Raw genomic sequence first — 15,947 nt, 5'->3', positions numbered from 1 at the left:
TTTTGTACCTCCCAAGCTCTCCTTGTTCCAAGCGCGGTGACACGGTCCTGGCGGGTCGAGGCCTTTTGCCCTTTTCGCCGGTGGAGTGTCTGCGGTCTCGTCGCGTCCTGTGTCGCCAGCATGATGTATTTTCAATTCAACATGTAGTCGATCCATTGCTGTTGAGTTGCTTCCACTCAAGGCCAAGACTTTCTGTCGCGTGAAGAAGAGGTGGCAGCCGCCCGCAGAACGCGGCGGTGATCCGCTGTCGCGCGCGGCAGCACGCCGGATGATGCAGCGTCGAGGATCGTCCTTCGCAGGGGGAGGGTGGCATGGCGTCCGTCGAGGAGCGGCTTGAACATCTGAGGTCACGTCTTACTCCCGCAGTCCGGGAGGCCATCGAGAAGTCCGTCGCCAACGGCACCTTGCCCGCGCCGCTGGCGCCCGTGGCGGAAGCGCCGGAGCTGTGGCGCCTGGGCCTTCCGGCCGCGGTGCCCGAGACTTTCCGGGCCCAGGCCAGGAGGGGGGGTGAAAACCTCTTCGCCATTCCCCGGATGGTTGCCGGGCTGGAAGCCATCGTCCAGCGCGTCGGCCGGCCGCCGCTGCTGGTCCGCAACGACGGCGTGGTGCTGGAGGACCTGCCGGATTTTCCAACCGGAACCGATGACCTGATCCGCGGCGTGGAGGGGCGCATTCCCTCGGTCGGGCGGGTCGAGTTCCTGAACCATGCGCTGTCGTGGGCCGGCACCGGCTGGGTGGTGGAAGACGCGGCGGGGCATCCGCTGGTCGTCACCAATCGCCATGTCGCGGCCCTGGTGGCCAAGCGCAAGGCCGACGGCAGCGCCATCTTCATGCGCAGCCCCTATGGCCAGCCCTATGGCGCCGCCATCGACTTCCTGGCGGAGGTGGATCGCACCGCCGACAGCAGCCGCACGGCGCGGGTCGCCGGCATCGCCTATCTCGCCGACGACGCGTCGGCGGACATCGCCCTGCTGCGGCTCGACACGCCCGGCTTCACCCTGCCCGCGCCGCTGGTGCTGGACGAGACGGCGGTGGCGCTGGAAGAGCTGGTGGCGGTGATCGGCTATCCGGCTTTCGATTCCCGCAACAACGTGGATGATCAGGCCCGTTACTTCCGGGATCTTTATGAGGTCAAGCGGTTCGCCCCGGGCTTCGTGACCCAGGTGCCGGGGGATGGTGCCGCCTTCTCCCATGACTGCACCACCCTCGGTGGCAACTCGGGGTCGCCTCTTGTCAGGCTGGCCACCGGCAAGGTGGTGGGACTTCACTTCCAGGGAGAATACGGCAAGGCGAATTCGGCCATCGGCGCGGCCACCCTCCTGGCCCTGCTGCGGGGCCAGCGGCCGGTGGCGGTGCGGCTGGCGCTGGAGCGCCAGGAGCGGGCCGATCTGCACCACGCGGCGGAGCATTTCGCGGGCCGGAACGGCTTCGACACCGCATTCCTGGGCGAGGGGGCGCCGCCGACGCCCTGGCCGGGATTGCCGGACAGGGTGGCGGCCGACCTCGCCGCGCCGAACGATGACCCGCCCGAGCCCAACGAACTGCGCTACACCCATTTCGGGGTGAAATACTCCGCCGGCCTCAAGCTGCCGGTGCTGACGGCGGTGAACATCGACGGCGCGCGCGCGGTGCGGATCAAGCGCGGCGCCGATCAATGGGCGACGGACGGGCGCCTGCCGCGTGACATCCAGCTCGGCGCGGCGAATTTCGCCGATCCGGCCATCGATCGCGGCCACATGGTCCGGCGCGAGGACCCGAACTGGGGCGCCGCCGACGAGGCGCAGCAGGCCAATGACGACACCTTCCATTATGTGAACGCCGCCGCCCAGCATGCGACCCTCAACCAGGGCAAGCTGTTGTGGCAGGGGCTTGAGACCTACGTTCTGGACAGCGCCCGCACCTACGGGCTGAAGGCCAGCGTGTTCACCGGCCCGGTGCTGCGAGGGCCGGAGGAGGACGACGAGACCATTATCGACGGGGCGGTGGTGCCGCTGGAGTTCTGGAAGCTGGTGGTCACCCTCGACGCCGACGGCACCGGGCTGCACGCCACCGCCTACCTGCTCAGCCAAGGTGAGTTGATCCGCAAGCTGCTGGATAAGCGGAGCCGCCGCGAGGGGCTGGAAGGCTTCACGCTGGGCGCCTATCGCACCTTCCAGCTCGCGGTCGGCGATCTCGCTGCGGCGACGGGATACGATTTATCCGCTTATGTGGCGTCCGATCCCCTGCGCCGGAGGGCGGCCGGGCGGGAGGCGCTGGATCGCGGCGAGCCCGTGTTCCTGCCCTTGGAGACGCCCGGCGATCTGCGTCTGTAATGCCAAAGGCCCGTGAGCTTCACGCATGGGGCTTTGGTCAAGCCCGCGCGGCGCTTGAGCGGACCCACTTGCGCGGACCCACTTGCGCGGACCCACTTGCGCGGACCGACTTGCGCGGACCGACTTGGCACCGGTCGAAGGCCGGGGCCGATGGTATAAGCGCGGCACGCCGCGCTCGATCCATAACGAGGCGGCCGGCCCGCGGGCGGGCGCGGCCCAGGTGCGGGGGATGTGATGGGACTTCTTGCCGACATGCTGGCGCGGCTCTCCGGAGAGGCCGCGCGGGATTATGGCCACCGCTATGTGGGCGAGCCGCAGGAGCCGGTCGCAGCCCATGACGATTATGTGCGGGTGTGGCTGCGCAGCGCGCGCATCGTGGATGTGCGGCGCTGGGCGCAGAAATTCTATCCTACCGTGCATGCCCGCTTCGTCCACGCCGACGCGGTCACCGGCCTGCGCGAGGTGGTGTCGGTCACCTCGCCCAGCAAGAGCTTTCAGGAGCTGGATTCGCGGCATCTGGACCGGTTCATCGTGGTGAACCAGCCGCTGCTGGGCCCGCTGCCCTACGGGGGCGAGCTCGCCAGCGAGATCGCCCTGTTCTCGGTGGCGTCCGACAATCTGGCGAAGCCCTATCTCGACCTGCTGTCGGAGCTGACGGCCTCCGCCGCCGGCTCCTACCTTACGGCGGTCGAACCGCTGATCGCGCCGCTGCGGCGCGGCGCCGAGGTGCTGCTGATGGACCCGGGGCGGGCCGAGCTGGAGATCGGTCTCGCCCGCACCGACACCGCGCTCGTCGCCGGCAACATCGTCGTCGCCCGCGCCGACAAGGGCGAGCTGGACCTGTCCCGCCTCACGCTCGACCGCGATGACCACCGCCTGCTCGATGGAGACGGCCAGCCGGTGTCGGCCTTTCCCTATTTCGTCATCGGCATCGAGCGTCTGTCCGAGCGGGCGGACTTTCGCGGCATTCCCGAAATCCGCGACGGCTGGAAGCGGGTGCGGGACGCGGCCCAGAGGGGCGACCCGGCGGAGACGGTGCTGGGCGAGTTCCGGGCCCTGGTGCGCACCGTCAACTTCAGCCCGGATCTGGTGCGCCGGGACCGCCGTCGCGTCGGCAGCCTGCTGGCCGATGAACTGCGGCAGGCGGGCTATTCCCCGGACGGCATCCCCGGCCTCGCGCCGCCGCTCGCCGCGCCGATGATAGCGCTTGAGGGGGTCACCGCCCTGCCGGTGCCGGAGCGGGCGGCAGTGGAGGACGCCTGGCGCCCCGAGACCGGCCGACTATCCTTGTCCGAGGCGCGGCGGATGATCGTCGATCCGGGGGTGCCGGACGATGTGGTGCGCCGCCTGCTGGTGCCGGACCCCGCGGCCTCGCGGCCGTTCGCGCCAGCGGTGCGGTTCAATCCCGACGTGGTGGCGGTGGAGACGCCGGAAATCGGCATTGAGGGCGCCCAGCTCATGAACTGGGCCAATGAACTGGCCGGCTGGCGCCGGCAGAACCAGTTCCTGGCCCGCATGGCCGCCGCCGATCCGCGCCCGGTGCTGGTGTCGGTGGGCGACAGCTGGTTCCAGTTTCCATTGTTCCTCGCCGATGTCATCGACCAGCTCGGCGCCGGCTATTCGATCTGGAGCCTCGACGCCGCCGGCGACACGCTGGAGAACATGGTCGTCCGCCAGCGGCGCCATATCGAGGGGCTGCAGCGCTGGCAGGGGAAGGCGAGGGCGCTGCTGGTGTCCGGCAGCGGCAACGACATCGTCGGCGAGGACCCGGACGGTGTGTCGGTGCTGACCAAGATCCTGCGGCCCTACACCCCCGGCAAGCCGCCGGAATGGTATTTGGAAACCGGTGAGTTCACGCGCCGGCTGGCCGCCCTGGAGGCCGGCTTCACGCGCCTGTTCACCGATGTCGCCGCCCGCTTTCCTGGCCTGCCGGTGATCTGCCACGGCTATGACCACGCCATCCCCGCGCGCCCGGGGGACCCGCGCCACCCCTTGTGGGCCAGCCAGGACGCGTGGCTGACGGGTCCCATGGTCCGGCACCTCGGCCTTCTCGACGCGGACCTGCGGCAAGCCATTGTGCGCGTGCTCATCGACCGCCTCAACCAGATGCTGATCGGCCTGTGCGGCGGCAATCGCGGCGGGAGGCACGCCAATGCCTGGCACGTGGACGTGCGCGGCGCGGTGGGCGAGCGCTGGGCCGACGAGTTGCATCCGACCGACGACGGCTTCGCCACCGTGGGGAGGCGGTTCACCGTGGTGCTGAATGACGCGCTCGCGGCGGCGAAGAGCGCTGGGCCGGGCGTCGCCCCAGCCGGTCTGGAGGCGCCCGGCGGCGCGGAAGTGGAGACGGAAGCGCGAGCGGCCGCGGTGTTCGCCGAGCGGGCGGAGGTGCAGGGCGCCACCGGCCTGGGGGGAGCCGAAGGGGGCGGGGCCGGCCAAGTCGCACCCCTGGCGGTGGCGCCGCCCCCGCCGCGCCTTTCCGCACGCGCGCTCGACCTCATCGTCGCGCACGAAACCGGCGGCCGGGCCTATTACGAACGCGTGTACAAGAAGAAGCCGGTGTGGCCGAAGGGAGCGTCCGGCGTCACCATCGGCTTCGGCTATGATCTCGGCTATGTGGACAGGACGCGGTTCGAGCGGGACTGGTCCGACCTGCCGCCGGCCGCGCGAGCGGGTCTCGCGGACGTGATCGGCCATCGCGGCGGGCGCGACAGCGACGCCGCGATGCAGGCCCTGGTGGCGCAGGTCTCCGCCTTCACCATCGAGTGGGAGCTGGCGGAAAAGGTGTTCTACGCTGCAACCGTGCCCCGGTTCGCCGGCCTCACCGCCGCCGCTCTGCCGAATGTCCATCTGCTTTCGCCGGACAGCTTCGGAGCCCTGGTGTCGCTCACCTTCAATCGCGGTGCGAGCTACCGGCTGGCGCGCGATCCCGCCGATCCGCGGGATCGCTATCGGGAGATGCGCGGCATCGCCGCCGCCATGGGCGAGCGCCGCTTCACCGACATCCCCGGCCTGATCCGGCTGATGAAGCGGCTCTGGGTAGGCACTGCGATCGAGGCTGAGCTGGTGCGGCGGCGGGAGGACGAGGCGGCGTTGTTCGAGGTCGGGCTCGCCGGCGGGCGGGGCGGTGGCACGAGTCTGTTCTGAAGCACGCCGGACCAGGACAGCCGCGTCGGCCGTCCTGGCCGCGCGCCGGCGGATGAGACGTGGTCTGCGGGCACGGTCTTCGGGTGCGGGGGCTTGCGCGGGCTGCTCCGTGCGCCGGGCCGGGTGGCCGATGCGCCGACCCCGCGGGCGTTCCTCGGCGTGTCTCATGCAGTGCAACATAAATCTGTGAATCCCTGTCGCCCGGCTGGCGGCGGCGGGCGCCCGCCGCTGTCTGACCAAGCGGCAGATGCTATCCTCATACCGCGAGCGCTCCGGAGCGGCCCCCTGCGGGCCGGCCGGCCCGCGCCATCGCCTGTGCGCCGCTCCTCCGGCCAACCTTCAAGCTCCTCCGCCTCGACTTTGAATTCTTTGCCCCGACGCGGCGCCTCACGGCCTCGCATCTTCAAAAATGACACGGGAATGGAATATGTCGTTCAAGAATTTTTCGATTACGACGAAGATTATGATCATAATTTCCATTCTCGGTGTTTGCGTCGTTGCTGCGACATTGCTTTCGGGAACGCGAATGAACACGATCGATGAAAGATACAGCTCCTTGGTGAAGGGGCCGGCCATCGCCAGCTTGTTTCAGGCGCGGGCGAACCGGGGCGTTCAGACCGTCGCCAAGAATATGTACAAGCTTATATCGGCGGAGACCGGAGAGGCTGTTGACGCCGCGCGGCGGGAGCTGCGCCTCTCGGTGGCGTTTGTTACCCAGTCCCTTGAGCGGGCCGCCGAATTGCACAGCGCTCACGATGACGACCTGATCGCCGTCCGGGCGCAGCTGGAGGCCGCGCTGTCCGGTCCCTGCGCCGGCCTCGTCCGGGGCGCGGGGGGCGATGGGGAGGCGCGGGCCGGGCTTGTCGCCAGCATGACGCAGGCGTGCGAGCCGGCGCTGGCGGCGATCGAGGCCCACCTTGCCCGCATCGGCGATCAGTTCATGGCGGATCTGCAGGCGGACACCGACCGGGCCTCGCGGGAGGCGAGCGCGACGATCCGGGGCACCTATCTGGCCGTTTTCGGCTCCCTCATCGTGGTGATGGGTTTTGCCGCCTGGCTCGTGCGGCAGGGGATCGCCCGGCCCCTGGCCGGCATTGCCGGTGTTCTCGACGCGCTTTCCAACCGGAATCTCGCGGTGCGGATTCCCCAGGATGGGCGGACCGATGAGATCGGCACCCTGGTCAATTCCGCCGAAAGGCTGCGGGAGAGCCTCTCCGAGGCGGAAGAGATCCGCGCGGCGCAGGTGCGGCGAGAGGAGGCCGAACTGGAGGCCCTGGCCCGTCGCGAGCGTCTGGCCGAAGATTTCGTCACGCGGATGCGCGGGCTCGCCGCCGGATTCGCGGACTCCTCCAGCGAGGTTGCCGGCGCCGCCCGAAACCTGTCCTCAACCGCCGAGGAGACCTCGCGTCAGGCCCAGGCGGTCGCCGCCGCAGCGGCGGAAGCGGCGGCCAATGTGCAGACCGTGGCCTCCTCTTCCGAGGAAATGGCCGCGTCGGTGCGTGAGATCAATGGCCAGGTGGCGCACTCGGCCGAGGTGGCGGAGGCCGCCGTCCGGGAGGCGGACGCGGCCAACACCCGCATTTCGCTTCTGACCAGCGCGGCGGCGACCATCGGAGCGGTGATCGACTTGATCAAGGGAATCGCTGCTCAGACCAATCTCCTGGCGCTCAACGCCACCATCGAGGCGGCCCGCGCCGGTGACGCCGGCAAGGGCTTCGCGGTGGTCGCCGCCGAGGTGAAGCAACTCGCCGAGCAGACCGCCAAGGCCACCGACGATATTTCCGCCAAGGTCGGCGAGATCCAGCAGGCCACCGATGGCACGGTGCGATCCATGGGCGAGATCGCGAACGTCATCGCCAACATCAAGGAGACTTCCGCCGTCATCGCCGGCGCCGTCGAGCAGCAGGAGGCGGCCACGGCGGAGATCGCCCAGAACTGCCAGCACGCGGCATCGGGGACGCAGCAGGTGACGGAGAACATCGCCGGTGTGGGCCGGGCGGCGGAAATGACCGGCGCGGCCTCATCCCAGCTGATGACGCTGTCGACCGGACTCTCGGCTCAGGCCGACGACCTCAAGGCCGTGGTCGAAGGCTTCGTGAAGGACTTCGCCGCGGTGTGAGCGGCCGACACCGTCCTGACGGGCCTGCCGTCCCCACCCCCATGTCCGCGCGGACATGGGGGTGGGCGTCGCGCGTGGCTGTCATTTTATGAGTTTATCTATAAAAATAATTGACTTTATGGCGGACCTCACCCACCGTGCCGGCGTCCCTGTCTGGCAAAGAGAGCCCGCGCCATGTCCCCCCCGCGCCACTCCGCCCCGCGCCACGCCCCTCTCGACATTCGCCCCCTGTCCGTGTTCACCGGCGCCGAAATCCATGGCGTCGACCTGCGCCGGGAACTGGACGCGGAGACGGTGGCGGCGATCCGTGGCGCGCTCCAGCGGTGGAAGGTGGTGTTCTTCCGCGACCAGCACCTGGACCATGCCCAGCACCTGGCCTTCGCCGCCCGCTTCGGCAGCCCCACCGCGGCGCATCCCTATGACGGCAACCCGCCCGAGGGCTTCCCGCAGATCCGCGCCATCTCCTCCCGCTCCACCTCGGGCCGGCGCGGCGACCGCTGGCACACCGACGTCACCGGGGTGATCAATCCGCCCGCCGCCTCGGTGCTGCGCGCCGGCGTGGTGCCGGCCTATGGCGGCGACACTGTCTTCACCAATCTGGTCGCGGCCTACGCGCATCTGTCGGCGCCGCTGAAGGTGCTGGCGGATGGGCTGTGGGCGCGCCACCAGTTCGGCGGCGTCAACAATGATTTCGACAATGACAGCGCCTACGCCGCCAAGGTGCGCGCGGCGCCCGCCGTCTCCGAGCATCCGGTGGTGCGGGTGCATCCGGAAACCGGCGAGCGCATCCTGTTCGTCAATCCCGGTTTCACCCGTCGCCTGGTGGGTCTGAACGAAGTCGAAAGCCGCAACCTCCTGAACCTGTTCTTCGAGGAGATCACCCGGCCCGAATACACTGTGCGCTTCAAATGGGAGCCGGGCAGCCTCGCCTTCTGGGACAACCGCGCCTCCGCGCACCAGGGGCCAGGCGACTTCGCCTTCCTCGACGTGGAGCGCGTCCTCTACCGCATCACGCTGGAAGGCGAGGTGCCGGTGAACATCCATGGCGAGCCGTCCCGCGCGGTTCTCGGCACGCCGTTCGCCCGCTTCGCCGCCTGACCGGCCGTTTCAGCCCCGCAAGAGATGTCCGCCCCCATGCATCGCCGCCGTTTTCTTCTCGGCCTCGCCGGCCTGCCCGCCCTCGGCCTCGCCACGCTCCCGGCGGGGGCGCGCGCGTTCGCCGGCACCGACTATCCCAGCCGCAACGTGCGCCTCATCGTGCCCGCCGCGCCCGGCGGCAGCGCCGACAAGCTGGCGCGGACCATCTCCCAGAAGCTCGACGGCCGCTGGCCGCACCGGCTGATCGTGGAGAACGCCGGTGGCGGCGGCGGCACGGTGGGCGCCATCCAGGTGGTGAAGGCGGCGGCCGACGGCTACACCCTGCTGCACGGCACCGACTCCTTGTCCCTGAACGCGGCCCAGCCGGAAGGCCTGCCCTTCAGCCCCACCAGGGACCTCTCCGGTGTCGCCAAGGCCATCGTCAGCCCCATGCTGCTGCTGGTGCGCCCCAGCCTCGGGGTGAAGACCTACGAGGATTTCATCGCCCTCGCCAAGGCGCGCCCCGGCGAGATCAGCGTCGGCCTGCCGGCGGGCAACGGCAGCCTGCAGCACCTCGCCATCAGCCTGCTGGCGCGGCGCGTGGGGGTGAGGTTCAACACCGTGCCCTATCCCGGCGGCGGCCCGGCCATGCTCGACACCATCGGCGGTCACATCGACGCGCTCATCATCACCCTGCCGGCCGCCACCGAGAATATCCGCGCCGGCAACCTCACCGGCCTCGCCGTCACCACCCCCTACCGCTCCAAGGCGCTGCCGGAGGTGCCGACACTGCAGGAGCTGGGTGTGTCCGATTTCTCGGTGGAGGCGTGGCAGGGCGTGTTCGCGCCGGCGGGCACGCCACGCCCGGCGATCGACAAGCTGAACGCCGATCTCGCGGCGGTGTTGAAGCAGGCGGAGGTTGCAGCTCCGCTCGAGGAGCAGGGCTTCGAGATTGCGGTGAGCAGCCCGGAGGACCTCGACCGCTTCCTGGTGGCGGAGGGGGTGAAGTATCGCCAGATCGCCGCCGACGCCGGCATCAAGCTGCGCTGAGAACCGGGCATGGCCTTCTCCATCGGCAATGCCCGCGACGCCACGGTAGGCGGTCTCTACGTGCTGGCGGGCGCGGTGCTGGCGGCGGGGGCGCTGCGCTACGACCTCGGCACGCCGTCGAATATGGGGCCGGGCTTCTTCCCGTTCTGGCTCGGCGTGGTGCTCGGGGGGCTCGGCCTGGTGGTGCTGGCGCGCAGCCTGCTCGACGGCGAGACGATCCCGCTGGAGGGCTGGGACCTGCGCGCCCTGCTGTGGATGGTGGGCGCCACGCTGGTGTTCGCGCTGGCGCTCAAGCCCCTGGGCCTTGCGCTCACGGTGGCGCTGCAGGTGCTCCTGTCCAGCCGGGCCAGCCCGGATTTCAGCTGGCGGGCCAGCCTGCTCAACGCCGCCGTCCTGGTGGCGCTGACGGTGGGCGGCTTCGTCTACGGCCTGTCGCTGCCGTTTCCGGTGTGGCCGGGGCTCTAGGCCCCACGCGCGGGATGGCCTGTTCCGAACCGCATCATTCGGTCGATCCCCATGGACCTCATCGACAATCTGGCGCTGGGCTTCGCCACCGCGCTGACCCTGCAGAACCTGATGTATGCGGTGGTCGGCTGCCTTACCGGCACCCTTATCGGCGTGTTGCCGGGGCTCGGGCCGCTGGCGACCATCGCCATGCTCCTGCCGTTCACTTATTCGCTGGCCCCCACCGGGGCGCTCATCCTGCTGGCCAGCATCTATTACGGCGCGCAATACGGCGGCTCGACCACGGCCATTCTGCTGAAGATCCCGGGTGAATCCTCCTCCATCGTCACCACGGTCGATGGCTATGCCATGGCCCGCAAGGGCCGGGCGGGGCCGGCGCTGGCGGCGGCGGCCATCGGTTCGTTCGTCGCCGGCAGCTTCGGCGTGCTGGTGCTGGCGGGGCTTGCCCAGCCGCTCACCAAGGTCGCCTTCCTGTTCGGGCCGGCCGAATACTTTTCCTTGATGCTGCTCGGCCTCGTGGGCTCCATCACCCTGTCGTCGGACGCCATCGACAAGTCGCTGGGGCTGATGGTGCTGGGCCTCGCCCTCAGCACCGTGGGCATGGATGTGAACTCCGGGACCATCCGCTTCACGGAGGATATTCCCGAGCTGATGGATGGCATCGAGCTGACCGCTTTGGCCATGGGCGTGTTCGGCCTCGCCGAGATCGTGACCAACCTGGAGGAGCGCCGCCGGCAGCAGGCCCCCGGCGGTGTCGCCGCGGTCGGCCGGCTGTTGCCCTCGCGCGCGGATGTGCGGCGCATGACGCCGTCGATCCTGCGCGGCACGCTGGTGGGCTCGGTGCTCGGCATCCTGCCGGGCGCAGGCGTCACCCTCGCCTCGTTCGCCGGCTATGCCGTCGAGAAGAAGTTCTCCCGCCACGCCGGCGAGATGGGCCAGGGCGCCATCGAGGGCGTGGCCGGGCCGGAATCGGCCAACAACGCGGCCGCGCAGACCAATTTCATCTCCCTGCTCACCCTCGGCATTCCCGGCAGCGCGGTGATGGCCCTGATGCTGGGCGCCATGGTGATTCAGAACATCCAGCCGGGGCCGCGCGTCATCACCAGCCACCCCGAGGTGTTCTGGGGGCTCGTCGTCTCCATGTGGATCGGCAACCTGATGCTGGTGGTGCTGAACCTGCCGCTGGTGGGCATCTGGGTGCGCCTGCTGCGCATTCCCTATCATCTGCTGTTTCCGGCCATTCTGGTGTTCTGCGCCGTCGGCGCCTACGCGGTGCGCAATTCGGTGCTGGACGTGTACCTGCTCGCCGGCTTCGGCGTGCTCGGATACGCCTTGTTCAAGCTGGCGATCTCGCCGGTGCCGCTGCTGATGGGCCTGGTGCTCGGTCCGATGCTGGAGGCGAGCTTCCGGCGCGCCATGACGGTCTCGCGCGGCAGCTTCGCGACCTTCGTGGACCGTCCGCTGTCGCTGGCGCTGCTCGCGGCCACCGTGCTGCTGATCGCGGCCGGCGTCGCCGGAGCGGCGCGGCAAAGGCGGCTCGGCGCCGCGTCCACCGACGTCCCGGCCGCATAGGCCGCCGGCCAGCCGATGCCGTCCCCGGCCGGCCGCGCGGCGCGCCGGCCGCATCCTATGTGGGGCGGTCCGCGCGGCGTCAGGCTGGCGTCGGCCATGCCTGTTCCGGCGTCGGGTGCCCGCGCCGGAGCGGGGGCCGAGAAAAGCGGCATGACCTTATTTTGACTAATTCCGTAGAATATATTGACTTATGTCAAAACCGTTGTCACGCTTGAGAAATCGAAGAGACCCCTTCGGAGAACCTCGGGCATGACCATCGCAATCGACCAGCCGTCCACGCGCACCGGCGCCGCCCACCAGGAGATCCAGGTGCGCCGCTACAAGCCGCAGATCGGCGCCGTCATCGACAATGTCGATCTGAGCCAGCCGCTGAGCGACGACAACAAGCGTACGCTCAACCAGGCGCTGCTCGACCACGGCGTCATCTTCTTCCGCAAGCAGTCCCTGACCCCGGCGCAGCATGTGGCGCTCGCCGAGATCTTCGGCACACCCATCCGCAAGAATATCTACCTGCCCTCGGTGGACGGCTTCCCCGAGATCGAGGTCATCGCCCACAGCGAGAAGACGCCCTCCGGCGGCACCGACAATTGGCATGTGGACGTCTCCTGGCAGGAGCAGCCGCCCAAGGCCACGGTGCTGCACGCCCAGCAGATTCCCGAAGGCGGCGGCGGCGACACCATCTGGGCGTCCTCGACCGCGGTCTATGAGCTGCTCGATCCCGATTTCGCCCGCTATCTCGAGAAGCTCTCGACGCTGAACACCTTCTACGCCTCGCCGAAGAAGGCCCATCTGTCCGACCTGCTGAGCGGCTACGCATTGCCCGACGAGGCGCAGGAGACCCGCGAGCAGGGGCTCGCCCGCGTCCGCGACGCGGCGGAGAAATTCCCGCCCATCGAGGTGCCGCTCATCAAGACGCATCCGGAAACCGGCAAGAAGCTGGTGTTCGCCAACGAGGCCCATACCAGCCACATCCTCCGCGTTTCCAAGACGCAGAGCCAGAGCCTGCTCAACTACCTCTACGATCTCGTCAAGACTCCCGAAGTCCAGGCCCGCTTCGAGTGGCAGGAAGGCGACGTTGCCATCTGGGACAACCGCCAGGTCCAGCACTACGCCGTGCGCGACTACGGCGCGGCCCGGCGCCGCATCCATCGCATCACGCTGGAATACGACGGCGCGTTCTGAGCGTCCCGGCCCCTCGGGCGGGAGGGGCCGGTCGCTTCAGGTCACAGGCAGCACACGAGACGGGAGAGCGGGATGAGCGGAGTGGTGGGTCGGATCGCCCGGCGCGCGCGCGGCGCGCTGGGGCTGGCGCTGGGATTGGGATTGGCAGCCGGCGCCGTGGCGGCCTCGGGCCCGGCCCGGGCGCAGGCTCCGGCGCCGGAGAAGCTGGAGCTGCGCTACCAGGGCTGGCCGAGCCGGGTGCTTTATCCCGAGCTCGCCGAGGATCTGGGCTATCTCGCGCCGATCAAGCTCAACTGGATCGGCAACACCACCTCCGGACCGCAGGACATCCAGGCGGCGGTGACGGGCGACGTGGACTTCGGCGGCGCCTTCAACGGCTCCATCCTCAAGCTCGCCGCCGCCAAGGCGCCGATCAAGGCGGTGATCGCCTACATCGGCACCGACGACAAGACCCGGGGCGGCCTGCTGGTGCTGGAGGATTCTCCCATCCGCGCGCCCAGGGACTTCGCCGGCCGCAAGGTGGGCGTCAACACGCTGGGCGCCTACCAGGAATGGCTGACCACGGTCTACCTGCAGAAGGCGGGGGTGCCGGCCGAGGAGATCAAGGGCGTCACCTTCGTCGCCGCCCCGCCGCTGAACCTCGCCCAGCTGCTGCGGGCCAAGCAGCTCGACGCGGTGTTCCTGGAGGACATCCTGAAGGACAAGCTGCTGGCCGAGGGCGGCGCCCGCCTGCTCACCACCGACTACGACACCCTGGGCAATTTCGGCTATGCCAGCTACATCCTCACCGACCGCTTCATCGCCCAGAACCCGGTGACCGCCCGCAAGTTCGTGGAGGCCACCGCCCGCGCCATCGCCTGGGCCCAGTCCACGCCCCGCGACGAAGTGGTGGCGCGGTTCGAAAAGATCATCCAGGCGCGCAACCGCAACGAGGACAAGACCGCCGTGCGCTTCTGGAAGTCGAGCGGCATCGGCGGCAAGGGCGGCCTGATCCAGCCGGCCGAGTTCGACAGCTATGTCGCCTGGTACGAGGCCAACGGCCAGCTCAAGCCGGGCCAGGTCAAGGCCGCCGACATCTACACCAACGCCTTCAACCCGTTCGCGCAATGACCGCGCGGCGCCGGCCGACGCCGGCCGGGGCGCGGCCTGATCGAGGAGAGCGGCCATGGGCGCGGCCATCAGCGTGCGCAATGTGAGCAAGAGCTTCAGCCTCAACCGGCGCGGCAGCTTCGTGGCGCTCCAGGACATCTCGTTCGAGGTGGCGGCGGGGGAGTTCCTGGTGCTGGTGGGGCCGAGCGGCTGCGGCAAGACCACTCTGCTCGACCTCATCGGCGGCCTCACGGCCGCCGAGGGCGGCGCCATCCACGTGAACGGCGCGCCGGTCCGGGGACCCGGCCTCGACCGGGGCATCGTATTCCAGCAATATGCGCTGTTTCCCTGGAAGACGGCGCTCGGCAACATCGCCTTCGGGCTGGAGGCCAAGGGCGTGGCCAAGGCGGAGCGCGCCGCGCGGGCCCGCCATTATCTCGATCTCGTCGGCCTGTCCGCCTTCGCCGACCGGTATCCGCACCAATTGTCCGGCGGCATGAAGCAGCGCGTGGCCATCGCCCGCGCCTTGTCCTACGACCCCGCCGTGCTGCTGATGGACGAGCCGTTCGCGGCCCTCGATGCCCAGACCCGCGAGCGGCTCCAGGACGAAACCCTGCGCATCTGGCGCCAGACCGGAAAGACCATCGTCTTCATCACCCATTCCATCGAGGAGGCGGTCTATCTCGGCCAGCGGGTGCTGGTGATGGCGGCGGGTCCCGGCCGGGTGATCGCCGACCTGCCGGTCCGCATCGATCGCGATCCGTCCGCCGACGACCTGCGCGCCACGCCGGCGTTCGTGGCGCTCCGGCATCGCATCTGGCAGCTCATCCATGGCCGGGCGCCGCAGCGGCCGGCAAGCCTTCAGCCTCTGGCGGAGGGGGTGGCGTGAGCGCCTGGTTCGACACTCCGCCGGCGGCGGACCGCGCGGGGCTGGCCGATCTGGCGCGCGTGGCGCTGCGCCCGGTGCGGGGGGCGCTCGCCATCCTCGCCTTCCTGGCGCTTTGGGAGATCCTGCCCCGGCTCGGGCTGCTGGACGCCACCTTCCTGCCGCCGTTCAGCGCCGTGGTCGCGTCCTTTCTCGACATGGCGGCCAGCGGCGAACTGGAGGCCCATCTGTTCGCCAGCGCCTATCGGGCGGTGAGCGGCCTTGCCATCGCCATCGCCGCCGGGGTGCCGCTCGGCCTGGTCATCGGCTGGTACCGGCCGGTGGCCGAGCTCATCAGCCCGCTGCTGGAAATCTTCCGCAACACCGCGCCGCTGGCGCTGCTGCCGGTGTTCGTGCTCATCCTCGGCATGGGCGAGGTTTCCAAGGTGGCGATGGTGCTCTACGCCTGCCTGTGGCCCATCGTGCTCAATACCGTGAGCGGCGTGCGCAACGTGGACCCGCTGCTGATCCGCTCCGCGCGTTCCATGGCTTTGTCGCCGCTGGCGCTGTTCGCCAAGGTGGTGGTGCCGGCCTCGGTGCCCACCATCTTCACCGGCATCCGGGTGGCGGGGGCCTATTCCATCCTGGTGCTGGTGGCGGCGGAAATGGTCGGCGCCCGGGCGGGCCTCGGCTATCTCGTGAACTATGCCCAATACACGTTCGAGATCCCGAAGATGTATGCCGGCATTCTCACCCTTTCTCTGCTCGGCCTCTGCGTCAACCAGGTCCTGGTGGTGCTGGAGCGGCGCTTGACGGCCTGGAAGGGGGAGAGCTGAGCCGCACCGGCGCGCTCTGGTGGCGCAGCCCCTTCGCTGGAGGGCACGCCATCGGCCCATGCCGGGCCATGGAGCTGCCGGACGGTAAATCGGTATAGGCTGGTCTTCCGGAAGCGCATTTCTGCGCTGCAGAAAGCGCCGTTGTGCATCGCAGCATGAGTCGCTCATAGTGCAGGGGAGTAAGCGCACCGAGACCTAGGCCGCCGGCCACACGCGTGCGCGGTGAGAATTCG

General features: G+C 69.3%; 11 protein-coding genes. All 11 read left to right on the top strand.

Translation table 11 applies throughout. The features are described 5' to 3' along the window. The first annotated feature begins 311 nt into the window (after positions 1-311). The 11 genes from V5F53_RS11110 to V5F53_RS11060 all read left to right on the top strand — a co-directional run bounded on the left by V5F53_RS11110 (position 312) and on the right by V5F53_RS11060 (position 15,714). Positions 312-2,312 carry a DNA/RNA non-specific endonuclease gene (locus tag V5F53_RS11110; RefSeq protein WP_393996500.1) on the top strand — a complete coding sequence of 667 codons (2,001 nt, stop codon included), beginning with the start codon at positions 312-314 and terminating at the stop codon, positions 2,310-2,312. Between the two features lie 234 nt (positions 2,313-2,546). Beyond that, positions 2,547-5,459, top strand: a complete 2,913-nt coding sequence (locus V5F53_RS11105; RefSeq protein ID WP_393996499.1) for a hypothetical protein — start codon at positions 2,547-2,549, stop codon at positions 5,457-5,459. 427 nt (positions 5,460-5,886) lie between these two features. Beyond that, positions 5,887-7,578, top strand: a complete 1,692-nt coding sequence (locus V5F53_RS11100) for a methyl-accepting chemotaxis protein (RefSeq protein WP_509212253.1) — start codon at positions 5,887-5,889, stop codon at positions 7,576-7,578. Between the two features lie 174 nt (positions 7,579-7,752). Then, entirely contained in the window at positions 7,753-8,676 is a 924-nt protein-coding gene (locus V5F53_RS11095; protein ID WP_393996497.1) for a TauD/TfdA dioxygenase family protein, read from the top strand. A gap of 36 nt (positions 8,677-8,712) precedes the next feature. Continuing rightward, positions 8,713-9,705, top strand: coding sequence for a Bug family tripartite tricarboxylate transporter substrate binding protein (locus V5F53_RS11090; protein WP_393996496.1), 993 nt, complete (start codon positions 8,713-8,715; stop codon positions 9,703-9,705). 9 nt (positions 9,706-9,714) lie between these two features. Beyond that, positions 9,715-10,170 (top strand): tripartite tricarboxylate transporter TctB family protein, encoded by a 456-nt coding sequence (locus V5F53_RS11085; RefSeq protein ID WP_393996495.1) that lies wholly within the window; start codon positions 9,715-9,717, stop codon positions 10,168-10,170. 51 nt (positions 10,171-10,221) lie between these two features. Next, a complete protein-coding gene (locus V5F53_RS11080) occupies positions 10,222-11,742 on the top strand; it encodes a tripartite tricarboxylate transporter permease (RefSeq protein ID WP_393996494.1) in 1,521 nt (506 codons plus the stop codon). Between the two features lie 249 nt (positions 11,743-11,991). Beyond that, on the top strand, positions 11,992-12,924 hold the full coding sequence (locus V5F53_RS11075; RefSeq protein WP_393996493.1) for a TauD/TfdA dioxygenase family protein: 933 nt from the start codon (positions 11,992-11,994) through the stop codon (positions 12,922-12,924). Positions 12,925-12,996: 72 nt separating this feature from the next. After that, the gene (locus V5F53_RS11070) at positions 12,997-14,034 is read left to right on the top strand and encodes an ABC transporter substrate-binding protein (RefSeq protein WP_393996492.1); all 1,038 of its coding nucleotides are present in this window, start codon (positions 12,997-12,999) and stop codon (positions 14,032-14,034) included. A gap of 55 nt (positions 14,035-14,089) precedes the next feature. Then, on the top strand, positions 14,090-14,902 hold the full coding sequence (locus V5F53_RS11065) for an ABC transporter ATP-binding protein (RefSeq protein ID WP_393996491.1): 813 nt from the start codon (positions 14,090-14,092) through the stop codon (positions 14,900-14,902). Next, entirely contained in the window at positions 14,899-15,714 is an 816-nt protein-coding gene (locus V5F53_RS11060; protein WP_393996490.1) for an ABC transporter permease, read from the top strand. Before V5F53_RS11065 ends, V5F53_RS11060 begins: the two co-directional genes overlap by 4 nt. The last annotated feature ends 233 nt before the right edge of the window (positions 15,715-15,947 follow it).

This window comes from Xanthobacter cornucopiae (assembly GCF_043195065.2).
GTDB lineage: Bacteria > Pseudomonadota > Alphaproteobacteria > Rhizobiales > Xanthobacteraceae > Xanthobacter.
The sequence above is the reverse complement of the archived record's forward strand: the minus strand, read 5'-3'. Positions and strand labels throughout refer to the sequence as shown.